Annotated in this window: 15 protein-coding genes; 4 read left to right on the top strand and 11 right to left on the bottom strand. The window is 76.1% G+C overall.

The window, feature by feature from the left end; translation table 11 throughout:
• Window positions 1-51: 51 nt before the first annotated feature.
• The gene (locus tag ACQUFX_RS10980) at window positions 52-1,089 is read right to left on the bottom strand and encodes a LacI family DNA-binding transcriptional regulator (protein WP_428965903.1); all 1,038 of its coding nucleotides are present in this window, start codon (window positions 1,087-1,089) and stop codon (window positions 52-54) included.
• Window positions 1,090-1,361: 272 nt separating this feature from the next.
• Between ACQUFX_RS10980 and ACQUFX_RS10975 the strand changes: the two genes are divergently transcribed.
• Complete coding sequence (locus ACQUFX_RS10975) at window positions 1,362-2,723, top strand: cellulase family glycosylhydrolase (RefSeq protein ID WP_428965902.1); 1,362 nt, start codon at window positions 1,362-1,364, stop codon at window positions 2,721-2,723.
• 126 nt (window positions 2,724-2,849) lie between these two features.
• Here the strand turns inward: ACQUFX_RS10975 and ACQUFX_RS10970 are convergent, their stop codons facing one another.
• Complete coding sequence (locus tag ACQUFX_RS10970; protein ID WP_428965901.1) at window positions 2,850-3,518, bottom strand: YceI family protein; 669 nt, start codon at window positions 3,516-3,518, stop codon at window positions 2,850-2,852.
• Window positions 3,519-4,255: 737 nt separating this feature from the next.
• Here ACQUFX_RS10970 and ACQUFX_RS10965 point away from each other — a divergent pair.
• Entirely contained in the window at window positions 4,256-4,690 is a 435-nt protein-coding gene (locus ACQUFX_RS10965; protein ID WP_428965900.1) for an alkaline phosphatase D family protein, read from the top strand.
• A gap of 88 nt (window positions 4,691-4,778) precedes the next feature.
• On the opposite strand, the gene ACQUFX_RS10960 is transcribed toward ACQUFX_RS10965, so the two are convergent.
• From ACQUFX_RS10960 to ACQUFX_RS10920, 9 genes are all read right to left on the bottom strand, one after another.
• Complete coding sequence (locus ACQUFX_RS10960) at window positions 4,779-5,168, bottom strand: MerR family transcriptional regulator (RefSeq protein ID WP_428965899.1); 390 nt, start codon at window positions 5,166-5,168, stop codon at window positions 4,779-4,781.
• 75 nt (window positions 5,169-5,243) lie between these two features.
• Window positions 5,244-6,020, bottom strand: a complete 777-nt coding sequence (locus tag ACQUFX_RS10955; protein WP_428965898.1) for an SIR2 family NAD-dependent protein deacylase — start codon at window positions 6,018-6,020, stop codon at window positions 5,244-5,246.
• A gap of 76 nt (window positions 6,021-6,096) precedes the next feature.
• On the bottom strand, window positions 6,097-18,843 hold the full coding sequence (locus tag ACQUFX_RS10950) for an amino acid adenylation domain-containing protein (RefSeq protein ID WP_428965897.1): 12,747 nt from the start codon (window positions 18,841-18,843) through the stop codon (window positions 6,097-6,099).
• Window positions 18,844-18,959: 116 nt separating this feature from the next.
• A complete protein-coding gene (locus ACQUFX_RS10945; protein WP_428965896.1) occupies window positions 18,960-19,496 on the bottom strand; it encodes a dihydrofolate reductase family protein in 537 nt (178 codons plus the stop codon).
• A 79-nt stretch (window positions 19,497-19,575) separates the two neighbouring features.
• Complete coding sequence (locus ACQUFX_RS10940) at window positions 19,576-19,986, bottom strand: peptidase inhibitor family I36 protein (RefSeq protein ID WP_428965895.1); 411 nt, start codon at window positions 19,984-19,986, stop codon at window positions 19,576-19,578.
• A gap of 94 nt (window positions 19,987-20,080) precedes the next feature.
• Window positions 20,081-20,563: a hypothetical protein gene (locus tag ACQUFX_RS10935; protein WP_428965894.1), complete on the bottom strand. Its 483-nt coding sequence runs from the start codon at window positions 20,561-20,563 to the stop codon at window positions 20,081-20,083.
• A gap of 55 nt (window positions 20,564-20,618) precedes the next feature.
• Window positions 20,619-22,352: a trypsin-like serine protease gene (locus ACQUFX_RS10930; protein ID WP_428965893.1), complete on the bottom strand. Its 1,734-nt coding sequence runs from the start codon at window positions 22,350-22,352 to the stop codon at window positions 20,619-20,621.
• Window positions 22,353-22,533: 181 nt separating this feature from the next.
• Window positions 22,534-22,776 carry a hypothetical protein gene (locus tag ACQUFX_RS10925; RefSeq protein WP_428965892.1) on the bottom strand — a complete coding sequence of 81 codons (243 nt, stop codon included), beginning with the start codon at window positions 22,774-22,776 and terminating at the stop codon, window positions 22,534-22,536.
• Window positions 22,773-23,195, bottom strand: a complete 423-nt coding sequence (locus ACQUFX_RS10920) for a VOC family protein (RefSeq protein ID WP_428965891.1) — start codon at window positions 23,193-23,195, stop codon at window positions 22,773-22,775. The genes ACQUFX_RS10925 and ACQUFX_RS10920 overlap by 4 nt, the downstream gene beginning before the upstream one ends.
• 96 nt (window positions 23,196-23,291) lie before the next feature.
• On the opposite strand from ACQUFX_RS10920, the gene ACQUFX_RS10915 reads away from it, so the two are divergent.
• Both ACQUFX_RS10915 and ACQUFX_RS10910 read left to right on the top strand, forming a co-directional pair.
• Window positions 23,292-24,335 (top strand): helix-turn-helix transcriptional regulator, encoded by a 1,044-nt coding sequence (locus tag ACQUFX_RS10915; RefSeq protein WP_428965890.1) that lies wholly within the window; start codon window positions 23,292-23,294, stop codon window positions 24,333-24,335.
• Window positions 24,336-24,690: 355 nt separating this feature from the next.
• On the top strand, window positions 24,691-26,013 hold the full coding sequence (locus ACQUFX_RS10910; RefSeq protein WP_428965889.1) for an MFS transporter: 1,323 nt from the start codon (window positions 24,691-24,693) through the stop codon (window positions 26,011-26,013).

Raw genomic sequence — 26,013 nt, 5'->3', positions numbered from 1 at the left:
GGTGGGCCGGCCTGTGTCGCGTCCCCAGGTTCGCGTTAACATCGATGACTGTCAAGGTGCTGGCGGCCCCGTCGAGGAGCGGACCACCAGGGTCGGGCGGTACCGCACGTCGTGGTGGGTGTGTCCCGGGCGCGACTCGTCCAACAGCAGGTCGGCGGCGGTGTGACCGAGCTGGTACGGCGACTGCCGCACCGTGGTCAGCGCGGGCGCGATCCGCGCCGCGAAGCGGAGGTCGTCGTAGCCGACGATGGACATGTCCTCGGGCACCCGCAGGCCCCGGGCGGTCAGGCCCTGGAGCACGCCGACGGCGGCGGTGTCGTTGAAGCAGATCACCGCCGTCGGGGTGGGCCGGACGGCCAGGATCCGGTCCGCCGCCGCCGCGGCGGCGTCGGCCAGCGGCGGCGGGTGGATCGGCATGCGCAGGTCGAGCAGGGCCCGGTCCGGGTCGAGGCCGGCGTCGGCCAGGGCCTGTCGCACGCCGGTGCGTCGGCGTGGCACGGTGCCGGGCTCGACGGTCGCGCCGAGGTAGGCGATGTGCCGGTGGCCCAGCGTGACCAGGTGCTCGGCGGCGACCCGGCCGCCGAGCGCGTCGTCGACCGACACGGCGCACAGGTCGAGCGGGCCCCGGGGCTGTTCGACCAGGACCACCGGGGTGCCGCGCCGGCTCGTCTCCAGGACGGCCGTGAGGTCCGGCCCGATCGGGGAGACGATGATGCCCCGGACCGCCTGTTCCCGCAGGACGTCGAGGATCCGGGCCTCCTTGGCCGGTTGCAGGTCGGTGCTGCACGCCAGGACGAGGCAGCCGGCCTCGGCGAGCCGGTCCTCGATGCCCCGGTTGAGTTCGGCGAAGAAGGGGTTGGCCAGATCCACGATGACGCCCCCGACGATGGGGCTGGGCCGTCCGCGTAACTGCCGGGCGGGGCCGTTGGGGACGTAGCCGACCCGGCGGATCGCCTGCTCGACCCGCTGGCGGGTCGGCGGCGCGACGATACCGGGGCGACTCAGGACGTTGGCGACGGTGGAGACCGACACCCCCGCCACCCGCGCCACGTCCCGCATGCCGACGCGGTGGCCCGGCTGCTCGTCCACCGTTGCTGCTCCTCTCCCGAGGCCCGGCACGGCGGACCGTGCGGGTGCCGTCGTCGCGGGGACCGACCCGCGACGACGGCAATTATTTCGGAGTTGGCGCGTTGCATCGACGGTGTTCGACGAGTATCTTCCTTCACGAGCCGGATTACAAACGTAACAACGTCGATGGGCTGGGCCGATCCGCGACCGCCTGGGCAGCGATCGTCGGGGTCCGATGCCCGTGGCGTCGGCTGTGGCCCCCCGCTGCGGGGCCTTCCTTTCTGAGGCAGGTCATGAGAAGACGACTCACCATGCTCGGCGTGGCGCTCGGCGCGCTCGTCGGCTCCCTCCTGATGTTCGTGCCGCCGGCCCACGCGGCCGTGGGCCTGCACATCAGCGACGGCACCATCGTCGAGGCCAACGGACGGCCCTTCGTCATGCGTGGGGTCAACCACCCGCACGTCTGGTTCACCGGCGAGACCGACTCGTTCGCCGACATCAAGGCGACCGGCGCCAACACCGTGCGGGTGGTGCTCGGCACCGGCAAGCGGTGGGGCCCCTCCACCGACGTGCCCCAGGTGATCAACCTGTGCAAGCAGAACAAGCTGATCTGCGTCCTGGAGGTGCACGACACCACCGGGTACGGCGAGGAGGGCGCCGCCGCCTCCCTCGACGAGGCGGTCGACTACTGGGTCAGCCAGAAGGCCGCCCTGGTCGGCCAGGAGAACTACGTCGTCATCAACATCGGCAACGAGCCGATCGGCAACGTCAACGCCGCCCAGTGGACCGGGGCGACCACCGCCGCGATCCAGCGGATGCGGCAGAACGGCTTCGAGCACCTGCTCATGGTCGACGGCCCGAACTGGGGCCAGGACTGGCAGAACATCATGCGGGCCAACGCCCAGACGATCCTGGACGCCGACTCCCGCGACAACACCGTGCTCTCGATCCACATGTACGCCGTCTACAACACCGCCGCCAGCATCATCAGCTACCTCGACCACTTCGAGCGCAACGGCTGGCCGCTGGTGATCGGCGAGTTCGGCTGGCAGTTCGCCAGCGGTGAGGTCGACCACGAGACCCTGCTGGCCGAGGCCGAGGCCCGCGACCTCGGGTACCTCGCCTGGTCGTGGAGCGGCAACACCGACCCGATCCTGGACATGGTGCTCAACTTCGACCCCGACCGGCGCACCACCTGGGGCGAGCGGGTGATCAACGGGGCCAACGGCATCCGGGCGACCTCGGTGGAGGCCAGCATCTTCGGCGGGACCACCCCGACCACGCCGCCGACGACCCCGCCGACCACGCCGCCGACGACGCCGCCCACCACGCCGCCCACCACGCCGCCGACCGGCGGTGCGTGCAGCGCCACGTACACGGTGCTCAACCAGTGGCAGGGTGGCTTCCAGGGTGAGGTGCGGGTGACCGCCGGCACCGCGGCGATCCGCAACTGGACCGTCACCTGGACGTTCGCCAACGGCCAGACCGTCACCAACGCCTGGAACGCGACGGTCACCGCCACCGGGTCGGCGGTCACCGCCCGCAACGTGAGCTACAACGGCAGCCTCGGCGCCGGGGCCAGCACCAGCTTCGGGTTCCTCGGCTCCTGGAACGGCACCAACGGCAGCCCCACCCTGACCTGCAGCGCGAGCTGACCGACCGCGCCACGCGAAGAACCTCCGGGGTACACCCCCGGACGCTGGCCGCAGCGGCCGTGACCCACTCCGGCAGGTGGGTCACGGCCCTGTGCCGTCACGGCCCTGTGCCGTCGCGGGGCGGCGTCAGCCCTGCCGGATCGCCTCGCCAGCGATCTCGATGCGGACGGTCCGGCCGACCAGCACCCCGCCGGCCTCCAGGGCCACGTTCCAGAGCAGGTCGTACTCCTCGCGGTCGATCTCCGCCGTCGCGCTGAACCCGAAGATGTCCTGGCCGTACGGGTCGCGCCGGGCACCGCCGAACTCGACCTGGAGGTCGACCGGGCGGGTGATGCCCTTGACCGTCAGCTCACCGGAGAGCACGAACCGCCCGGTCGCCGGGTTCGCCGCCGGGGCCGCCGGCGCGTCCAGCGCCGCCCGGCGGCCGAGCCGGTGACTCTTCAGCTTGGCCCAGTAGAAGATCGGGTCGTTGCGCTCCAGCGAGGTGATCCCGGTGCTGCGGTATTCCAGGGTCGGGAACCGTTGGGTGTCGAGAAAGTCCGCGCTGCGGAGATGGGCGTCCCGGTCGGCGTTCGCCGTGTCGAGGCTGCCCGCCTGAATGGTCGCCGTCACCGACGACTCGAACGGATCGTCCTTGACGAGGATGTGTGCGGTCGCGTCGCGGAATTCGCCCCGGACGGGACTCACCATCATGTGTCGGGCGAGAAAACCGATTCGCTTGTGCCCGGCGTCGAGTTGATAGCTGCCGGCGGCGGGGATGGTCATGCCGTCCCAGACCCGGGTGGAACCGGTCATCGCTCGTGCCTTCCTTCCCCGACACGCTCACGGCCGCGTCGCCCACCCCGCCCTGGTCGGGCGGTCGCAGACGGCCGGAGGAGCATTCCGCCGCCCAGCATAGGGAGACCAGGGCAACGGTTGTCCGCAGCAGGAGCAGAAGTCGTGAGGATAATCACCCCGGGGTGGTGGCCGGACTATTTGTCCCGTCCCCGAGCGGTCACGCTGCGCGCAATTCCGGGCCTCCGGAGGCGTCGAATGGGGGCAGATCCGGCCGGGGCAGCTAATCGGGATTCCGACGCCAAAGGGGGTGCCGGGTCGGTGACCGTGCGGCAGTGAATGTCGCCGTACATTCTCGACATTCGTCCGGGCGGGGTGGGGTGGTCCGGCCGGGGCGCGACGGTCGCCGGTTGCGGCTCGGGGTGGCCGTGGCCGTGTCGTCCGCGGCCGCCCGTGCGCCGGCCGGAGCGGTGCCGGCCGGGCACCCATTGCATCGAGACATGTCGAATGCCAGGCTGATGGTTGGTCGCGGCCGGGAGCCGGGGCGAATCGTCCGACCGGAGCCGAGGGGACGCGCGGGGCGGGTCCGCCGCCCGCGTGCGGGGCAGTCCCTGCGGCAGTCCACCCTGCTGACCCGCCGTCGACCAGCCATGACGCCAGCCGTCCGGCCCCGTCGTCGCGCGGTCACCGGGGGAGTCCCGAATCCGGCACCGACCGCCCGTCCCGGCGATCGGTGTGTTCTCCACGAGGAGGTACGAATGCGTCGTACGTATGGCGCGGTGCTGGTCGCCGCGACCGTGACCCTGGCCGGCTGGGCGGGAGTGGCGACCGCCGCCCCGACGTCCCCCACCGCGTCGCCGGCACCCGCGCCGACGATGGCCTGCCCGCCGGTGCTGCCGGTCGCGGCCAGCGTGTCGGGGAGCACCGCCACGAGCGTGTCGATCCGGTACTCGGTCATGCTCAGCCCGCCCTGCGGCTACGAGCTGCCGCTCACCGTGAGCTTCTACGCCAGCGCGCAGGACGCCGCGCAGTGGCAGAACCCGGTGGCCCAGGCGGTCTCCGGCCCGGACCGCTTCGGCACCGTGACCGTCGAGGGGCTGGCACCCGACACGGCGTACTGGTTCCGGATCGAGGATGCCGACGGGCGCCGCGACCCGTACCTGGTGGGTGGACCGGGCCGTACCACGCCGTAGCCGCGCGTCCCCCACACCGGCCGCCACGACCATGCCCGGCATGCTCGTGGCGGCCCGGCCCGGCCCGGCCGTGGGACGCGGCGCCGGCTCAGGGGTTGTCGTACTCGTCGATGACCTCGTCGAGGATGCGGACCGTCTCCTGCTGACGCCGGACCTCGGCGGCCAGCCGGTCGCGGTGCCGGCGCAGCTCGCCGACGAGAAAGGCGGTGCGCTTGGACTCGTCCAGCATGCACGGCAGGATCGGCGCGATCGCGGCGCTGGACAGGCCGGCGGCGAACATGCGCTGGATGAGGACCACCCGGTCGACGCACGCCGGGTCGTAGCGGCGGTGACCGGACTCGGTGCGGTGGGCGACGATCAGGCCCTGTTCCTCGTAGTACCGCAGCGAGCGGCTGCTGACCCCGCTGGCGGTGGCGAGCTGACCGATGCTCAGCGCCGCACCGGTCCGGTCCCTCACACCGGTGTCAACTGCTGCCATCGGCAAAGGGTAGCCGGGCACGGCGCACTGTCGCGTTCCGTGCGGTACGGCGGGGCCGGGCGGGATGACGTGTGGTCACGTCGGCATGGTGTCGCCCCAGGCGGCGGCGACGAGGGCCGGCAGGACCCGGGCCGCCGGCCCGCGCAGGTTCACCTCGGCGACCGCGTCCAGGGGCGTCTCGTCCGGGTTGACCTGGATCACCGTGGCCCCGAGCCGGGCGGCCACCTGGGGGATCTCGGCGGCGGGGTACACCAGGCCGGAGGTGCCGACCGTCACCAGCAGGTCACAGGAGGCCGCCGCCTCGACCGCCCTGTCCAGCGCCGCCTGCGGCAGCGCCTCACCGAACCACACCACCCCCGGCCGCACCGGGGCGGCACACGCGGCGCACCGGGGCGGCGGGACGCGACGCCCCCCGGCCGGCTCGTCGGCGACGTCGGGCAGCGACGCGGGCCGGGAACAACCCGAACAACGCGGCGCGAAGAGACTGCCGTGCAGGTGGACCGGGTCCGTCGAGCCGGCCCGCTCGTGCAGGTCGTCGACGTTCTGGGTGACGACCACGGTGCCGGGGACGCGGGCCTCGATCGCGGCCACGGCGGCGTGCCCCGCGTTCGGCCGGGCCCGCCGGACGGCGCTGCGCCGCCACTCGTACCAGCCCCACACCAGATCGGGGTCGTCCTCGAACGCCTGCGGGGTGGCGAGCGCCTGGGCGTCGAACCGCTGCCACAGCCCGGTCAGGGCGTCCCGGAACGTCGGCACGCCGCTCTCGGCCGAGATGCCCGCGCCGGTGACGACGACGATCCGGCGCGCCCGCTCCAGCAGCGCCGCCGCCTCGGGCGGTACGACGTGTCCCATGCGGTGCCTCCTGCGGACGCGGGTGCTGCCGGTGCGCCGACGAGTCTCACAGGCCGCGGGACGCGCCGCCACCCCGTTACGGCCGGCGGCCCGGCAGCGCCGCCGGCAGGTCCGGCTCGACGGCATGGTGGAGCAGGTGCAGCGGCGCGGCGGTGATCCCCGCCGTGGTGAGGGCCCGCGCGTACGCCGCCGCCGTCGGGTCGTCCACCAGGCCGTGCACCAGCGGCAGGGTCGGGGTGGCCGCCCAGAGCAGCGCCTCGAGTTGGCAGGAGGCGACCGCGCCGGGGAGGCCGAGGCCCGCCGCGTGGGCGGTGATCGCGGCCGGCGGCAGGTCCACCGGTACGGTCCGACGCGCGCCTCCGACGTGGAGCAGACCACCGCCGACGACAAGGACGTCCCGGTCGCGTCGCATCCGGGCCAGGGCCCGCACGGGATCCAGGGCGTGCGGAAAGGAGTCGTCGACGACGACGGTGCCGGGCCGGAGCCGGTCGACGTCGAGGGGCTCGGTCGCCGCGCTCGTCGCCCCGACGATCAGATCGGCGTCGTACACCGGGGTGGGCACCGCCGGGGTCGCCGCGCAGACCTCGACGGCGCCGGTGAAACCGTCGGCCCGCAGCCGGGCGGCCTGGCCGGTCAGGCGGGGCGCGGCCGAGGGGACGTCGCAGAGCACGAGCCGGGCCGGCGGCCGGGACGCGCGGGCCAGCAGCAGCCGTAGCGAGGAGAAGCCGATCGAGCCGAGGCCGACCACGGCGAGGGTACGGCCGGCCAGGCTCCGCCCGGTCGCCGTCAGCGCCGCCTCCACCGTCAGGACCACGGAGACGACGGTGACCGCGTGACCGGTGGTGACCGCCGTGGCGGTGCGGGTCCGCCGGAGCACGCCGACGCCGTACCCGGTGTGGGCGGGGACCAGGCCGGCGAGCGAGACGCAGGCCGCGCCGAGGCCGGCGGCGAGGTCGACGCCGGCGGCGGCCTCGGCGGCGAGGGGCTCCCCGGCCCCGGCCAACTCGTCGGAGAACCGGGGCAGGCAGACGAAACCGGAGGTGCCCAGCGGGGTGGTCAGCTCCTCCAGCAGCCGGGGCCGGCCGGTGGGGAAGAGCAGCGCGCGGAGCTGGTCGCGGGGCAGGCTGCCGGCGGGCAGACCGGCCAGCGCGGCGAGCTGCGCGGGTGGCGGCAGGTAGCCGACGATGGCCGCGGTCAGCCTGGCCGACGGCACCGGCGTGGGCGCGGCGACGGGGGCCGGGCCCGGCCGGGCCGCCGTGCGACGGCCCGGCTGGTCGGCCGCCGCCGCCGTGCTGAGGTCGGTGCGGAGCCGGTCCGCGAGGCGGTCCAGGTCGGCGGCCGTGACCGCGTCGGGGGAGCCGCGCAGGGTGACCCGGAGCCCGTCGGGTCCGGGCCGGGCGGTCAGGAACAGGTCGGTGCCGATCGGTGGTGGGGCGAGTTCGCTGTCCTCGTCCCACGACAGGCTGAGCCGGGCCGCCCCGGGGGAGTCGGCGTCCATGGGCACCGGATCGGCTGCCGGGCCGAGCGAGGCGAAGTCCAGGAAGCTGAAGAAGAACTGGGCCCCGGCCGGTGTGCCGTCGGGCCGTCCGGTGGGCACGGCCGCCGCGATGGCCGGCGGGTCGGCGTGCTGCCGGGCGGCGGCGACCTCGGCCGCGACCCGGGCGAGGTCGGTGGGGAAGGCGCCGGTGCCGGTCAGGCGCAGTGGCAGCATCGCCGCGCAGGGGCCGAAGACCCGGTGCAGGTCCGGCAGCGGGTGGTCGCGTCCGGTGACTGCCAGCCCGACGACCAGGTCGTCCTGGCCGGTGTGGTGGGCCAGCGCCCGGTGGTACGCGGCCAGCACGGGGGCGTGCAGCGTGGTCGCCGCGCCGGCGGCGAGCCGGCGCAGCCCGGCGACGACCGTGGTGTCGAGCGTGAAGCCGCGTACCGGCGCCGGTCGGCTGGCCCCCTCTGACGTGCCGGCGTCGTCGGGGTGGCCGACGCCGGGCGCGCGGTCGGCCCCGGCGGCCAGGACCGGCGGCCGGTACGGCGACCGGAACCGTCCGGCCCACCAGGCGTACGCGGTCGGGTCCGGCGCGTTGGCGGCACGGCGCTCCAGCAGCGTCACGTAGTCCCGGAAGCTGGTACGCAGCGGGGGGAGCGGGTCGGCCGCCCCGTCGCCCAGTCCGTAATAGGCGGCCAGCAGTTCGTGGCCCAGCAGGGCGGCGCTGTAACCGTCACCGATCAGGTGGTGGGCGTGCACCAGCAGGACGTGGTCGTCCGGGGCGACCGTCAGCAGGCGCAGCCGGAGCAGGGGCCACGCCCACGGCTCGAAGCGTCGGCGGCGTTCCTCGGTCACCCGGGCGGCCAGCTCGGCGGGGTGGCGGAGCGTCTCGTGCTCGACCGGCAGCCGCATCGAGTCGGGCAACTCCTGCTGGACCGGTGGCCGGGCACCGGCCGGGAAGACGGTCCGCAGCATCGGGTGCCGGGCGACCAGCAGGTCGACGGCGCGTTGGAAGACGTCGCGGCGCAGCCGCCCGCGCAGCCGGAGACGGGCGAGCCAGGCGGTACCGGCGCCGGGCGCGATCGCGTCGGCGAACAGGAAGCCGCGCTGGGTCGCGGTCACCGGGAACGGCCCGGTGGCCTCGCCGGTGCTGCTGCCGCCGGTGCGTCGGCCCGGACCGGTGCCGGTGCCGGTGCCGGTGGGGGTGTGGGTGGCAGCGGTGGCAGCGTCGGTGCCGGTCCCGCCGGTGCCGGTGGCGGTGGTGTCGGTGGCGGTGGTGTCGGCCGCCTCAGCGTCGGCCGCCCTGGGGCCGGTCGCGTCGATCGCGGCGGCGAGTGCGGCCAGGGTCCGGTGCTGGTAGATGACGGTCGGGCTGGGCGCGGTGGGGAACCGCTCCCGGAGCTGGGCGAAGACCTCCAGGACCAGGATGGAGTCGCCGCCGAGGGCGAAGAAGTCGTCGTCCGGACCGACCGCCGGCACGTCGAGCAGGTCGGCCCAGATGCGGGCCAGGCTCGCCTCGGTGCCGGTGCCGGTGCCGGTGCCGGTGCCGGTGCCGGTGCCGGTGGCGGTGGTGGTGGCGGGTGGGGTGGCTTGTGGGCCGGTGGCCGGCGGGGCCGTGGTCCGGGCCAGCAGCCCGGCGCGGTCGATCTTGCCGGTGGCGGTCAGCGGCAGGCTGTCCAGCAGGTGGATGCGGGCCGGGACCATGTGCTCCGGCAGGCGGGCGGCGAGGTGGCCGCGCAGGGCGGCCACGGTCGGGGTGGCCGGCGGCGTGGGCAGGACGAACGCGTGCAGCCGGGGGTACGGGTCGGCCCGGTGCAGCACGACGGCGGAGGTGACCTCCGGGTGGGTCCGCAGCACCGCCTCGATCTCGCCCGGCTCCACCCGGTACCCGTGGATCTTCACCTGGTCGTCGAGCCGGCCCAGGAACTCCAGTGTGCCGTCCGGCGCGACGCGGCCCCGGTCGCCGCTGCGGTAGAACCGCTGGCCGTCACGGATCACGAAAGCCGCGTCGGTCAGCTCCGGCTCACCGAGGTATCCGGCGGTGAGGCCGACGCCGCCCAGGTACAGCTCACCGGCCACGCCGGGTGGGCAGGGCCGCCCGGCGGGGTCGACGACGCGCACCACCGTCCCGCCGACCGGGCGGCCGATCGGCAGCCGGCGTACCGCGTCGTCCGGGCGACGGTCGATCAGGTGCCAGGTCGCGTTGATCGTCGCCTCGGTCGGGCCGTACAGGTTGGTGATCCGGCAGTCGGCACCGAACAGGTCGAACCAGTGCCGGACCGGTACCGGCGACAACTCCTCCCCGCCGACGTGCACCCAGCGCAGTGCGGTGAGGTCCGGCGGGACGCCGTGCCGGGCCACGTGGTCCTCGGCGGCGCGCAGGATCCGCTCCCACAGGGTGGGGACCGAGCTCCACACGGTGATCCGGTCCCGCTCGATCCGGGACAGCAGCGCCGCCGGGTCGCGGAGCAGGGACCGGCTGAAGGTGACAACGGTGGCGCCGACGAGCAGGGGCGCCAGGATCTGCCGGACGGAGGCGTCGAAGCAGCTCGACGAGGTCTGGGCGAGCCGGTCGCCGGGCCGGTAACCGAAGGTGGCGATGGCCCAGTCGAGGTAGGTCAGCATCGACCGGTGGCTGACGGGTACGCCCTTCGGCCGTCCCGTCGACCCCGACGTGAAGATCACGTACGCCGGTCGGTCCGGGCTCGGCGCGGGCGGTGTCGGATCGGTCCCGTGGTGCGTGGTGCCGGTGTCCGTGGGCGCGTCGGCCGCCGGGCCGGGCGTGGTCGGGGCGAGCCGGACCGGCCGGGTCGCCCCGCCGAGCCGGGCCGCGCTGTCGGCGCAGTCGTCGTCGTGCAGCAGCAGCTCAGCGCCCGCGCGGACCAGGTGGTCGGTGAGGCGGGCCGGCGGGTGGGCGGCGTCCAGCGGTACCCAGGCGGCGCCGGCCCGCAGGATCCCGACCACCCCGACGACCGTCTGCGGTCCGGGCGCGGTGAGCAGGCCGACCCGGTCACCGGGGCGTACCCCGTGCCGGGTGAGCAGCCCGGCGACCCGGTCGGCGGCCAGGTCCAGCGCCCGGTAGGTCACCGTCCCGTCGCCGGTGTCCACCGCCACCGCCTCCGGGGTACGCCGGCAGACCGCCCGGATCCGGGCGGTGACGTCGCCCCCGTCACCGGCCGGTCCGGGTGGTCCGCCGGGGTGACACCGCTGTCCGGTGCCGGGGTGGGCCGTGGCCGCCGGGCGGCCGACCCGGTCCCCGACGGTGAGGTCGACGGGTGCCGGCCCGAAGCCGGCGACAGGGGCGACGAGCGCCGGCCCGGTGCCGGCGGTGAGGTCGACGAGTTCCTGTCGGTGTTCGGCGGCGAGCCGGGCCACGGTCGCGCGGCCGAACAGGCGCAGCGGGAAGTTCCAGGACAGGCCGAGGCCGGTGCCGGATTCCCAGCAGAGCAGGCCGAGACGGGTGGCGGCGGACGCGGAGCCGGCCGCCGTCGGGGCGACGGTGACGGGGCAGCCGGGGTCCCGGGCGACCGGGAACCGGGCGAAGCTGAACCCGGCCGGGCTCGCGGTGCGCGGGCCGTCCCCGGTCCGGCCGAGCAGTCGGGCCAGGTCGAGGCTGGCGACCGAGCCGTGCCGCTCGGCGGCCGACCAGGCCACCCGCAGCCGGTCGGCGAGCTGCCCGGCCGGCTCGTCGGGGTCCACGGCGACCCGCAGCGGCAGGGTGTCGGCGAACGGGCCGACGATCCGCCCGATGCCGGGCAGCCGGGCGTCCCGGCCGGCCCGGGCCACGGTCACCGGCACCCGTCGCTGCCCGCTCCACCGGGCCAGGCAGCGGACGTACCCGGCGAGGAGCAGGTGGAACAGGGAGACGCCAGCGGCGGCGGCCCGATCGCGCAACGCCGCCACCAGGTCCGCGTCCAGCTCGCCCTGGTGGGTCACGTACGGCGGTGCGGGTGCTCCGGCGGGGTCGCCGTCGACCGGCAGCCGCAGCGTCCAACCGTCGCCGGTGAGCAGGTCCCGCCAGTACGACAGGTCCGCCGGGGTGGGTGGGCCGACCTGGCGGGCGTACGTGTCGAAGCCGGGGTCGGGCGGGGGTGGTGCCGGTGCCCGCCCGTGGGCCAGCGCGGTGTAGCCGGCCCACAGTTGCTCGCTGAGCAGGTTCAGGCTGACCCCGTCCCCGGCGGCGTGGTGCAGCACCAGCAGCAGGTGCGCCCGGTCGGAGGTCTCCCGGACGAGGACCGCCCGCAGCGGCGGCTGCCGGGTGAGGTCGACCGGGGTGTTGCACAGCCGTTCCTGGAGGGCGGCGAGCGTGCCGGTGAGCGGCTGCACCTCGTACCAGGCCGGTACCGGGTCCGGGTGGGCCGCCGGGGGCGGAATCACCTGGCGCGGCGTGCCGGCTGCGGCACCGGGCACGAACCGGACCCGCAGCATCGGGTGGCGGCTCTCCAGGTGGGCCAGGGCCTGCCCGAGCAGGGCCGCGTCCAGGGGCCCGGTGACGGTCTGCCGGACGAAGGCGTAGCTGGCGACGGTCGGGTGGAGCCGTTCGTTGATGTGGAACGCCCGCTGCACGGCGGTCAGCGGGAAGGGCTCGGCCGCCGCCGGTCGCGGCCCGGAACCGTGTTCGGCCGGCACCGGCTCCACGGGTGGCGGCGTCGGTGTGGTGCCGGTGGTCGCGGTGAGGTGGGTGGCCAGGTCGGCGACGGTGGTGTACTCGAAGAAGAGGGTGACCGGCAGGTCGCGGCCGAGGTCCTCCTCCAGCCGCTTGACCAGGTCCACCGCCGCCAGTGAGTCCAGCCCGAGGGCGAGGAACGACGTGTCGTCGGCGATCTCCTCGGGCCGGCGGTGCAGCGGCTCGGCGAGGAGCCGCCGCAGCAGCCCCGCCACCTCGTCCCGGGTCGGCCCGTCGCCCGGCGGGGCGTCCCGCCGTGGGGAGGGGCCGGCGGTGCTGCTGCGGCCGGTGGCGGTGTGGCCGGTGGCGGTGGCCTCGGCGGGGGGACCGGACCGGTGCGGCCGCAGGTCCGCGACGACGAGGTGGGCGGCGTCGAGCCGGCGGGCGACCGCCAGCGCGCGCAGCGCGTCGTGGACGGGCAGCGCTCCGACGCTGACCCGGCCGGCGCGGCGCGCACCGCCGACAGCGGAGACGCCGTCCGCGCCGACCGGTGCCCCGGGCCCGGTCACCGCGCGCGACCCGGTGGCCGTGCTGGACCGGGTTGCCGGGCCGGGCCCGGTCACCGGGGCGGACTGGCGTGCCGGGCCGGGCTGGGTTGCCGGACCGGAACGGCTTGCGGGGCCGGGGGCGGTGCGGGCCGCCATGCCGGTGTCGGTGATCGCGGCGAAGCCGACGGCCTGGACGGGACGGCCGGCGGCCCGGTGCGCTGCGGCGAACGCGTCGAGGAAGGCGTTCGCGGCGGCGTAGTCCCCGATCGCCCCGGCCAGGCCGGGCAGGATCGCGCTGACCGACGAGAACCCGACCAGCGCCGTCCGGTCGTGGCCGTGCCGGCGCAGCGCCTCGGCGAGCAGGTGGCTGCCCCGTACCTTCGGAGCCAGCACGGCGAGCACGTCCCGGGTGGACTTCGCCCGCAGCGTGCCGACCCGGACCGTGCCGGCGGCGTGGAACACGGTGTCCAGCCGGTGCACCCCGGCCAGCAGCGCCTCCACGTCGGCTGCCACGGTCACGTCGCAGCGGTGGTACGTCACCGTCGCGCCCAGCGTGGTCAGCTCGGCCAGCAGTTCGGCCGGGGCCCGCTCCGCCCGGCCGGCGAGCAGCAGGGTGGGCCGGCCGGCGCGGGCGAGGGTACGGGCCAGCGCCGCACCCACCCCACCCGTGCCGCCGACGATCAGGTGGACGTCGCCAGCCCGGAGCCGGTCCTCCCCGGTGCCGTTTGGTACGCCGCCGGGGTCGGGGGAGCGGTCCGGGGGCGTCGGTGCCGCGACGAGGAACCGGGCGAGACGCCGCCCGTCCCGCCAGGCCACCCCGGTCGCCGCGACCCGGTCGGGTGGGGCCTGCCCGGCACCACCGTCCGGTCCGTCCGGTCCGGACGGTCCGTCCGGGTCGGACTGGTCGGACGGGTCGGCCGGGGTGGCGTCGGCGGTGAGCCCGGACAGCTCCCGGCGGACGGCGTCGACCCGGGCCGTCGCATCGTCGAGGCTGGACAGGTCCACGGTGCGGACCAGCGGTCCCGGACGCTCGTCGGCGAGGGCGGCGGCCAGCCCGGCCAGCACGGCCTGCACCGGACGGGGCCGTTCCGCCGCCGCCCCGGTGACGTGCACGTCCTCGGTGACCACGAGCAGCCGCCCCTCGACCCCCGTGTCGAGCAGGGCCCGGACGGCGTCGACCTGGTCGGCCACGGCGGCGTCGAGGGCGGCCATGTCCGGCGGGTCGACCGCCGCCCCGGCGAGCAGCACGGTCACCGCCGGTGCCGACGGGCCCTCGGCCGGCGCGGGTCGGGCCGACGCGCCCGGCACGGTACCGGTGGGCGTCGCCGTGCCACCGGCCGGATCGGTGCTCACGTCGCTTCCGGCGGTCACGTCGATTCCACCGTTCACGTCGAATCCGGCGGTCACCTCGATCCCGTCGGCGGTGAGCGCCGTGGCCAGCGCGGCGGCGAACGGGCCGTCGACCCCCGGGCCACGCAGCCGGACCCGCGCCGGCAGGGTGCCCGCCACCGGCGGCGCCTCCCGCCAGGCGACCAGGTGCAGCGGCACGGCCGGTTCCGGCACGGCCGGTTCCGGGACGGCCGGTTCCGGGACGGCCGGGTTCGGGGCGGCCGGTGGCGGGTGGGCGCGGCGCTCGAACGGATAGGTCGGCACGGGTACCCGCCGTCGGCCGGCGTACAGCGCGGGCCGGTCGAGCGGGCCGCCCCGGGCCCAGAGCAGTCCCACCGCCGCCAGCAGCGACGCGGTACCGGCGCCCACCGCCGGGGTGGCCGGGTGCGCGGGCGGGTCCAGCACCGTGACCACCCGGACCGGTTCGACGCCCGGAGCGCCGAGGGTACGGGCGACCTCACCGGCCGCCCCGGCGGTACCCAGCTCGACGACCGTGTCGTACCCGTCGTCGTGCAACCGGCGCAGCGCCGCCCGCAGCGTCGGGCCGTCCGTCGTGGCGGTCGCGGACCGGGTCGGGTCCGGCGGGTCCCACCGCCCGGCCGTCGGGCTGAACAGCGGCACCGGCGGGGTCACCGCCCCGGCGTCGGCCGGCCACCGGTCACCGGCCCCGCCACCGGTGCCGCTGCCACCGGCGGCAGCGGCGGGGTCGGACCCGGCGAGCGCGACGGCGCTGCGGACCGCCTCGGCGACGCCCAGCGCACCGGCGGCGGCAGCCGCCGCGAGTTCGCCCACCCCGTCCCCGAGGACCGCGTCGGGCCGTACCCCCCACGCGGTGAGCTGCCCGGCCAGCGCCAGCGCCACCACCACGCCCACCGTCGCGGTGACCCGCTGGTCGGGCCGGTCCGCCTCCGCCGGAGGGTGCCCGGCCAGGCACCAGGACAGCAGGGGCCGCCCGGCCACCGGTCCGGCGGCGGCGCAGGCATCGACCAGCAGGGACCGGAAGACCGGCAGCCGGTCGTGCAGGTCCCGGACGACCGGGGCGGGCACCGGGCCGGCACCGGGGAAGACGAAGACGGTCCGGGGGCGACGGCCGACCGGCTCGTCCCCGAGGGTGCCCGCCACGGCCTCCAGCCGGTCGGCCAGGTCACCGCCGGCGACGACCGCCAACCGGTACGGGGCGTCGTCGCGGGCCGTGCCGGCGCTGGCGACGACGTCGGCGGCGGCGAGGTCGGGGTGGGCGCGCAGGTGCCGGGCGAGGTCGCGGGCGCTGCGGCGCAGCGCGGACGCGGAGTGCGCGGTGAGCGTCACCAGGTGACCGCCGACGTCGCCGTCGACCGGTACCGGCGCGGGCGGGTCGGGCGGCGCCTCGGACAGGACGGCGTGGGCGTTGGTGCCGCCGAAGCCGAACGCGTTGACCCCGGCCACCAGCGGCCCCGGCGCGGTCCACGGGCGGGCCTCGGTGACCACCGCGAACCCGGCCGCGTCGAGGTCGTACCGGGTGGACGGCCGGGTGTGGTGCAGCGACGGCGGTAGGCGTCGGTGCCGCAGGGCGAGGACCACCTTCAGCAGCGCGGGCATTCCGGCCGTGTTGAGCAGGTGTCCCAGGTTGGTCTTGACCGAGCCCAGCCAGCGGGGTGTCCCGTCGGGGCGGGGCGGGAACGCGGCGGCCAGCGAACGCGCCTCGACCGGGTCGCCGAGCCCGGTGCCGGTGCCGTGGGCCTCGACGTAGGAGACGTCGGCCGGGTCGAGCCCGGCGTCGGCGTACGCCCGCGCGATGACCTCCCACTGCCGGTGCGGGTTCGGGGCGAGCAGGCTCAGGGACCGGCCGTCGTTGCCGACCGCGGTGCCGGTGACCAGGGCGAGCACCGGGTCCCCGGCGGCGTGGGCGTCGGCGGGGCGGCACAGGACCAGCGCCGCGCCCCCCTCGCCGGGGACGAAGCCGTCGGCGTCGGCGTCGAAGGCGCGGCAGCGTCCGGTGGGGGAGAGCGCCTCGGCGCCGTCGAGCAGCCGGTGGGCGGTCTCGGTGAGGGTGAGGGTGACCCCGCCGACCACCGCCAGGTCACACTCGCCGGTGGCGAGGCTGCGCGCGGCGAGGTGCAGCGCGACGAGCGCCGACGAGCAGGCGGTGTCGACGGCGAGCGCCGGGCCGGTGAGGTCGAGGACCTGCGCCAACCGGGCCGGGACGAGGTTGCGCAGGTTCCCGACCAGCGCCGCCGGCGCGGTGACCGGCCCGGCGGCGGCCAGCAGTTCGGGGTACGCGCTCTCGCCGACCGCGGCGAAGACACCGATCCGCCGGCCGTGGCGGCGGGGACCGGCGTACCCGGCGCGTTCCAACGCCTCGTACCCGATCTCGAGGAACAGCCGGGCGTGCGGGTCGGTGAGCCGGGCCTCCTCGTCGGTGAGCCCGAAGAAACCGGCGTCGACGTGCAGCGGCTCGTCGAGGAAGGCGCCCCAGCGGGGGCGTCCGTCCTGCGGGGTCCACCGGTGCGCCGGAACCGGTCGGACCGCGTCGACGCCGTCGACCAGGCGCTGCCAGAACTCGTCGGGGTCGTCCGCGCCCGGGAACCGGCAGGCCATCCCGATCACCGCCGCCGGCGGGGCCCCCACCGCCGGCGGGTTCCCCCCGCTCAACGTCGTTTGCGCGGCCGGCGTCTCCTCCGCGGCCGGGATCGTTTCCGCGGCCGGTGTCGTTTCCGTGCCCGGGTCGGCCCGCTCCGCGGGCGGTGGCGCCGGCGGTCGGGTCGGTGTGGTGCCCGGCCCGGCGAGGATCCGGTCGGTCAGCGCGCTGACGGTGGGGCAGTCCCGCAGGTCCGCCGGGTCGAACGTGCTGCCCAGGGCGTCCTCCAGCCCGGCGAGCACCTCCATCGCCCGCAGCGACGACCCGCCGATGGCCAGGAACCGGTCGTGCGGCCCGATCGTGTCGGCCGGCCGGTCCAGCACGCGGGCCCAGACCGAGCGGACGACCCGCTCGACCTCCCGGCGCGGCAGCCGCGCGGCGTCCCCGACCGGTGCCCGCACCGACGTGCCGGCGGTAGTTCTGTCCGACGTGCCGAGGGCTGCGCTGTCCGACCTGCCCCCGGGCGGGCCGTCAGTCGTGCCGGCGGCTGCGTGGTCGGGCGTGCCGGTGGGGGTCGGGGGCGGGGGGTGCCAGCGGCGTTCCCGGTCGGCGAAGTCGCCGGCCAGGTACCGGTCGCGCATCCGCCGCCGCCGGAGCTTGCCGCTGGTGGTCCGGGCGAACGCCCCGGGCGGCAGCGGCACCACCCGGACGTCGTCGTGCCCGGCCGCCTCCGCCACCCGGGCCCGTACCGTGTCGAGCACCCCGGCCGCGCCGGCCGACGGGCGGGCCCACGACACCAGCACCACGATCCGTTCCCCGCCGGAGTCCGGGTCGGTGCAGCCGAGCACCACGGCCGCCCCGGGCGGCAGGCCGGGGGTGGCGACGGCCACCGCCTCCAGGTCGGCGGCGTGGAACGTCCGCCCGTTGACGAAGACCACGTCCTTGGCGCGGCCGGTGACGCAGAGCCGCCCGTCGCGCAGGAAGCCCAGGTCGCCGGTGCGCAGCCAGCCGTCCACGAAGGTCTCCCGGCTGGCCTGCGGCGCGCCGTGGTAGCCCGGCGCCACGTTCGGGCCCCGGACCTCGATCAGGCCCACCCGGTCGTCGGGCACCGGCCGGTACCGGTCGTCGACGACACGGACCGTGCAGCCGGGCACCGGGTGGCCCAGGTCCATCAACTCCACCGCGTGCCCGCCCGGGTGCGTCGGCACCGCCCGTCCCCGGCTCAGCGCGGCCCGGTCCACCAGCAGCGGGACCGCGACCTCCCCGGGGGGCGGGAAGGTCACCGCGAGGGTCGCCTCCGCCAGCCCGTACACCGGTCGGAGCGCGGCGGGGTCGAGCCCGGCCGGGCGGGTGTGCGCCAGGAAGTCCCGCCACACCGCCGCCGAGATCGGTTCCGCGCCCACCGCGACGCACCGGACGTGGCTCAGGTCGAGCGCCGCGAGGGTCTGCGCCGGAACCCGCCGGACCGCCAGGGCCAGGGCGAAGTTCGCCGCCGACAGCAGGGTCGCGCGGTGCCGGTGGGCGGTGGTGAACCACAGCGCCGGGCGCTTGGCGAACGCCAGCGGCGGGATGCGGACCTGGGTGCAGCCGACGGCGAGCGGGGTCAGGTGGGTGCCGATGAGCCCCATGTCGTGGAAGTACGGCATCCAGGTGACCAGGACGTCGTCCGGTCGGGCGCCGCTGGCCAGCCGGGCCTGCTCCAGGTTGGCCAGCACGTTGGCGTGGGTCAGCGCCACCCCGCGCGGCGCGCCGGTGCTGCCGGAGGAGAACTGGAGGAAGGCCACCTCGTCCGGGGCGGGCGTGGGCAGGTCGTCCGGCGGGGTCCCGGCGCGCAGGCCGGCCAGCCGCAGCACCGGGCCGGGCAGCCCGTCGGCGGTGGCGGCGGTGGCGTCGTCGGTCACCGTCACCGCGTCGGTGAGCAGGTCCCGGACCGCCCGCACCCGGGCCGGCTCGGGCGGCAACGGGACCGGGACCAGGCCGGCGGCGAGCGCTCCCCAGAACATCGGCTGGAAGTCGTCCCCGGCGTCGGCGAGCAGGATCGCGGGCGTGCCCGGGGCCACCCCGGCCGCGCGGTAGCCGCCGGCCACCCGCAGCGACTCGTCCCGTAGCTCGCGGACGGCGACCGGCCGTTCGGTGCCGTCCTCGCGGACGTGCACGACGAGTTGGTCGGGTGCCCGGTCGGCGGCGTCGAGCAGGACGTCGAGCAGCGTCCGTTGACCGCCGGGTCCGCGCACTGTCCGCACGCGACGATGCTATCGGTCATGATCGAGTACCCGGGCGGCCGGCCGGGGCGGGTCGCCGACCGGCGGCAGCGCCCCTGGCCGGGCCGGTTCCGGCCTCGACGGAGGCTGTCGCGCCCCTACCGCCGGACCCGGTACCAGAGGGTCGGCACCGGCGTGGTGGCGGCATGGATCTGCTCCAGCCGGACGTCGGCGCCGCCGGGCCGGTGGAACAGCCGTACCCCGTCGCCGAGCAGCACCGGGGCGACGAACACCAGGACCTCGTCGAGCTGCCCGGCGGCCAGGCACTGCGCGGCGACGTCCGCGCCGAGGACGTTCACGTACCGGTCGCCGGCCGCCGCCCGGGCCGCGGCCAGGGCGCTGTCCAGGTCGGTGGCGACGGTGACGCCGGGGACGGCGGTGGCGGGCGGCCGGTGGGTGAGCACGACCTGCGGGCCCTCCCACCCGCCGCTGAACGCGCCCTCCCGGTCGGTGCCCCGGTTCGGGTCGTCGCCGTAGAAGGTGCGGGCGCCGACCAGCAGCGCGCCGACCCGGGGGAGCAGGTCGTCGGCCACCGGGTTGGGCCCGAGGTGCGGGGCCAGCCAGGACATGTCACCGCCGGGGCCGGCGATGAAGCCGTCGAGCGACATGGTCGCCGAGTACAGAATCGTGGTCATGGCAGGTAGACGGTACCGGCCGGCGGAACTGATCGGTCGCGTGTCGCCGATCCTGCCGGGACGGGCGCGGGCCGGCCGGCTACGGCACCCAGACGCTGGCCGCCCGGAACGAGCCGAGGTCGGTGACGCCACCGTTGCCGGGCACCTGGTAGGGGCCGCCGACGCAGTCGTCGTTGGCGAACAGGGCGGCGGCGGAGGCGTGCGTGTTGAACGCCGAGCGGGCCCGCCCGGCGAAGCCGTGGTCGACCAGGCTGACGCAGGTGCCGCCGGGCACCGCCGAGGCGACGGTGAGCCGGGTGCCGACGTAACCGGTCTGGTCGAACAGGCACAGGGCGCCGGTCGGGCAGCCGACCACGGCCGACGCGGCGTAACCGGCCCGGGGCGTGGTCGTCGCGGGGGTGGCCGCGCCGGGTGTGGCGGACGTGAGCACAGTCGTGGCGGTGAGCGCCACCACGGCGAGGCCGTACGTCATCCGGCTGCGCATCGACATCTCGAACCCCCGTACCGTCGGTCGACGAGCGGACAGGTGGAGATTAGCAGCCATCGATTCGTTGCGCAGGGCGGGCCGGCCGGCGCGGGCCGGGCTACGGCGGGTGCGGAGGACGGGTCCGGGCCACCGCCGCGCGGACCTGCCCGGCGAGGCCGGGCAGGTCCGCGCGGGTGCCGAAGTGCCGGTCCCACGCCGTCTGGCAGCGCACGGTCAGGGTGACGTGGTGCCCCTGGGTGAACGTCGTCTCGGCGCGCAGCCGACCGTCCCGCCGCAGGCGGACAGTGAGCAGGCCGCCGGTGTCGTCCAGCCGGGCCGCGCCGACCCGCCCCGGGGCGGCGAGGGCGGCGAGCCGGTCGGCGAAGCGCAGCAGGTCGTCCCAGGCGAGGAAGTGGGTGCCGGAGGTCGGGCGCGGGCCGGGCTCCGGCACGGGCAAAAGAGTGTCGCCGGGTACGTCGACCTGGCAGTGCGCGTGCCGGGGATCACCGGCGGGCTGCTCCAGCCAGCTCCGGCCGCTTCCGGCGGCGACCCGCAGGCCGATCCCGTGCACCGCGTCGAAGAAGGACACCCGCTCCACCATGCCTCGGACCGTACCCGGCCGGGAACCGGATGGTCCGGTCCCGGCCGGGCGGGGGTCAGGCCCGGGCGGTGTTGACGTAGACCCTGTCGTTCAGCCCTCGGGCGTACAGGTGCAGCACGCCGTCGTAGACGTTGGCGGCCGGGGCGCTCGGGGTGGCCCCGTTGCCGGACAGCGCGACCCAGCGGCTGAAGGTGGTGCCGTTGAAGGTGGCGGTGAACAGGTGGTCGTTGCCACCCCTGGCGAACAGCCGGAGCAGACCGTCGTAGCTGGCGAGGCCGAGCGGGCTGGCGGTCCACCCGTTGCCGGTGACCGGGATCCAGCCGGCCCAGGCCCCACTGGCGTACGTGTTCAGGTAGATGCGCCCGTTTTCGGCGCGGACGGCCAGCCGCAGCGTGCCGTTGTCCTCGGTCACCGTGGGCGCGTCGGGGGTGGTGCCGGTGCCGGGCAGCACGCTCCAGCCTGACCAGCCGGTGGCGCCGTGGACGTTCTCGACGAGCTTGTCGTTGCCGGCCCGCACGATCAGGTGCAGCTTGCCGTCGACGACGGCGGCGGTGGGGGCGCTCGGGGTGGTGCCGCCGGGCAGCACGCTCCACCCGGACCACGTCGTCCGGGTGGCCGTCTGGACGTGGACGTGGCCGGCGTCGTCCCGGACGAAGAGGTACAGCATGTTGTTGTGGACGGTGACCGCCGGCGCGTCGGGGGTGGTGCGGCCACCGGGCACCGGGGACCAGCCCGACCAGTGGGTGCCGGTGCGGGCGTTGTGGACGATCTGGCCGTCGGCCCGGCGGGCGAAGACGTACTCGCTGCCGGCGAAGGTGGTCACCGCCGGGCTGGAGGTGATCAGCTGCCCGCCGGGCACCTCGGTCCAGCCCTGCCAGGAGCGGCGCAGGGTGAGCCCGAAGCGTTCCAGGATCGGCCGGACCGGCTGGAAGTACGACCGGAAGCCGGGCTGGTCGCAGGTGGCGTCGGTGCCGCCGGAGACCACGCCCTGGGCCTGGTCGCCCGCGACGAACGGGCCGCCGGAGTCACCGGGCTGGGAGCAGGCGTCGGTCATCGTCAGGCCGACGACCCGGCTGTCCGGGCCGCCGGTCCGGCTGCGGTACACGACCGTGACGTCCGTGGCCAGCACGGTTCCGCACTGGACGCCGGTGGTGATGCCGCTGCGGCAGACCGTGGTGTCCTCGGTGGCCGGCTCGTCACCGTTGACCGGGCCGAGGCCGATCACCTCGGCGGTCGGCCGCCAGGTGGCGTTCGTGCGGACCCAGGCCATGTCGTTGTCCGGGAAGACGTGGCCGCCCCAGGTGCCCAGCGGCCGGCCGTCGGCGACGAGGGGACCGGGCTGCGGCAGGGCGCGGCAGTGCCCGGCGGTGACGAAGCCGGCGTCCCCGGTGGCCGTCTCGGTCACGGCGAAGCCGGCCGAGCAGGAGGCGGTCTGGGTGGCCCCGACGATCTGGTATCCCCGGCCGGCGGCCAGCCGCTCCGAGTGCTGCAGGGGCTGTCCGGCGATCTCGTCGACGCGTACCGCCTCCGACGGCACCCCGTTGTCCCGGGCGAACTGCCGGGCCGCCCCGGCCCTGCCCGGCAGCGTCTGGAGCACCATTGTGCGCCCGTCGGCGTCGGTGTGCCAGCCGGTCACGCCGGCCGGCACCGTCGTGGCCTGGTCCAACCGGATCTTGGTCCGCTCCAGCGCGGCGCCGTCCGGTGTCGGCTGGGCCGCCGCCGGTGTGCTCACCAGCATCGCGCCCGCGACGCTCACCGCGCCCAGCCAACCCACCGCGATCTTTCGCACTCCAGGCCTCCTCGTCACCGCCGCCGGGCGGCGGCCCGGGGCGTGACAATGAGAACCGTGTGACGGCTGCGGTGGCGGTGTCCTGTCGGGTTTCCGTCGCCGCCGTCGTCCCCGGAGTCGGGGTCGACGACCGCGCCGTCCCGCACGACGTTGTCGATGACGATCACCGTTCCCGGGTGGCTCAGCGCGATCGAGGCCCGTCGAGGGTGCCGAACTCCAGCACGCGGCCGGCGCCCACCATCCCGGCCAGCAGCTTGCCCTGGTTCGGGGCGACCTCCGCCCGTGGCATCGTGGTCGACCGGCCGGACTCCCGCGCCGCCACCAGGGCATCGTCCTCCCCGACCAGGGTGTCGACGAAGTAGCCGTCGACCGGGGCCGCCTCCCGCCCGGGGTCACCGGCCGGGCGGACGGCGTGCGGCGTCATCCCTGGGCTTCGCCCACCACGTCGACGACCCAGACGACACCGAACCGGTCCCGGAGCATCCCGTACGCGGGCGCCCAGCCCGCCGGGCCCAGCGGGACCACGACCGTCGCCCCCTCGGCGAGCGCGTCCCAGTAGCCGGTGACCTCCGGCACCGTCTCGCCCCGCAGCGAGAGGAAGAACGAGTTCTCGCCCCGGTCGTGGGCCAGCCCGGCGGGCACGTCGTACGCCATGACGTGGAAGCCGTTCCCGGCGCGGACCTGGCCCCACATCACCTGGTCGGCCGTGGACTCCTCGGGGACGGTCCCCGCGTCCCGGTAGGTGACGACGGCGAGGTGGCCGCCGAACACCCGGTGGTAGAACTCCAGCGCCGCGCGGGCGTCGCCGCGGAAGTTGACATGGGTCGTGGTCGTGACGGACACGATCGGCTCCTCGTTCGCGGAAGGATCTCTGACGGAGGCCACGGTCGCAGGGGAAGCGGCCAGGATGTGTCCGCTTCCTCGGGCAGAATCCGGCCCATGCCCACCACCTCCGCGCGGCTGCTGGCCCTGCTGTCGCTGCTGCAGGCCCGCCGGGACTGGCCGGGGCCGCTGCTGGCCGAGCGGCTGGCGGTCAGCCCCCGGACGGTGCGCCGCGACGTCGACCGGCTGCGCGACCTCGGCTACCCGATCGCGGCCACCCGGGGGCCGGACGGCGGGTACCGGCTCGACGCCGGCACCCGCCTGCCCCCGTTGCTGTTCGACGACGACCAGGCGGTGGCCCTCGCCGTCGCCCTGCGGACCGCCACCACCACCGGCGCCGGCATCGAGGAGGCCGCCGCCCGGGCGCTGCACACCGTCCGGCAGGTCATGCCCGCCCGCCTGCGCCACCGCGTCGACACCCTCACCGTCAGCGCGGTCGAACCCCCGGCGACGCCCCGGGTCGACAGCGGCGTGCTGGTCGCCCTGAGCGCCGCCGTGCACGCCCGCGAGGTGCTGCGCTTCGACTATCCGGCCGAGGCCCGGCCGAGGCGGGAGCCCGGCCCGCCGGCCCCACCACGCCGGGTGGAACCCCACCACCTCGTCGCCCGGCACGGCCGCTGGTACCTCGTCGCCTGGGACCTCGACCGCGACGACTGGCGGGTCTTCCGCGCCGACCGGATCGCGCCGCGTGTCCCGACCGGACCCCGCTTCGCCCCGCGCGAGCTGCCCGGCGGCACCGTGGCCGACTTCGTCACCAGCAGGTTCCGTGGTGCCGACGGCACCGGCGACTGGCCCTGCCGGGGACAGGTGATCCTCGACCGGCCCGCCGCCGAGGTGTCGGTGTTCACCCCGGACGGCGTGGTCGAGGAACTCGGCCCGCACCGCTGCCGGCTCACCCTCGGCTCCTGGTCGTGGCCGGGGCTGGCCGCCGCCATCGGCAGGTTCGACGCCGACATCGAGGTCGTCGGGCCGCCCGAACTCAGGACCGCCTTCGGGCACCTGGCCCGCCGCTACGCCCGGGCCGCCGCCGAGCCGGGGCCGCCCCGTCGGGTCGAGGCGTCCCCGCCCGGCCACCCGGCCCCGGGCGTGCCCGGGCAATAGTGACGACGCCCGGGGGAACGCCGCTTTTACGGCGTCGACCGTGACGGCGGAGGAAAACGACAGTTCCGCAGCACGCTCCGGCGGGCGGGAACCAGGCGACCACCGGGCGGTCGTCCGCTCCGATCGCCGTCGACGCAGGTCGACTCCGGTACGGGCGGATGACGGCCCGCGGTCCCCCCGCGCCGGCCCCGTCGCGCCCTAGCCAGGCCGCCCGGTGTCGGGCAGACTGTCGACGGCCTGACATTTACCGGCGACGATCAGATCACGCCTGCGCATGACGAGGTGAACCGGTGGGGAGAGGCGTCCGCTTGGCGCTGGTGACGACGGCTACGGCACGGCGGACCGGAGTGCCGGGGTGACCCGGGGCATCCCCGTGCCCCGACAGATGCTCCTCTTCCGGGCACTGGTCGTGGGTACGTCCGCCGCGACGTTCGGCAGCTACCTCAACATGGTCGCGCTGAACCTCTTCGTCTACCAGGCGACCGGGAGCGCGTGGCAGACCGGCGTCTTCATGGCGCTGCGGCTCGGCGCCGGCGTGGTCGCGGGCATGGTCGGCGGGCTCGTGGCGGGCCGGCTGCCCCGCCGGCCGGTGCTGGTCCTGTGCGACCTGACCCAGGCCGCGACGTTGGTGGCGCTGGCACTGGCCGGGCAGCAGGCCCGGATCGACCTCCTGCCGATCGTCGCCGTGGTGACCGGCCTGCTCGGCACCACCTCCTCGGTGCTGCTGCGCAGCAGCGTCCCCGACCTGGTCGGCAGCGAGGAACGGATCGGCGCGAACGGCCTGCTGGTGACGGGGCGGGCGGTCGCGACCGCGCTGGGGTTCGCCGCCGGTGGGGTGCTCGTCGGCTGGCTCGGCTACGGGCCGGTGTTCCTGGTCACCGCCGGGGCCTACGCCTTCTCGGCGACGATGCTGAGCGTCCTGCCACTGCGGTTTCCCCAGCCCCGGCGCTCCGGTCCCGCCGACCCCGGTCCACCGGCCGACGACGCCCGCCGTCCGGGCCGGCGGTACCGCAGACAGGCGGTCGTGGCGGCCTTCGCCGCCGCGCCGATGGTGGCGGTCATCCTGGTCGTCCGGGCGGTCGACGCGTTGGGCTCCGCCTCGCACAACGTCGGCATGCCGGTCTACGCCACCCAGATCCAGCCCGCCGACCCGGCCGCGTTCGTCGGCCACTTCTTCGCGGTCTGGGCGGTGGGCCTGTTCGCCTCGCACCGGATCATCACCTGGCTGCGGCGACGCAGCAGCAGCCTCGACGACCCGCGCCGCAGCGAAGGGGCGTTCATCGTCGGCACCTGCCTGATGTCGGCGGCCTTCGTGGTGGCCTTCGCCGGCGTACCCCAGCCGTGGGTGCTCGTGGTGGCGGTGGTCGCCGGCATGGCGGACGGCTTCACCGAGATCACGTACACCACCCGCGTGCAGGCCGAGCCCGATCCCCGGCGGGGCTACTTCTTCGGGCTCACGGCGGTGGCCGAGAACGGCGGCCTGGGGCTCGGCATGCTGCTGGCCGCCGCGCTGCTGGAGGTGTGGCGACCCCTGGCCGTGGCCGGCGTCATGCACGGCGCGGTCATCCTCCTGGCCCTCGTGGTCGCCGCCGGCGCCACGCTGATCCGCCGTCGGACCACCACCCCCTCCGTCGAGCGACCGGACCCGGCGGCGCAGCCGCAGGAGAGCAGGAGATGA

This window comes from Micromonospora fluostatini (assembly GCF_050410825.1).
Classification (GTDB): Bacteria; Actinomycetota; Actinomycetes; order Mycobacteriales; family Micromonosporaceae; genus Micromonospora; species Micromonospora rosaria.
The sequence above is the reverse complement of the archived record's forward strand: the minus strand, read 5'-3'. Positions and strand labels throughout refer to the sequence as shown.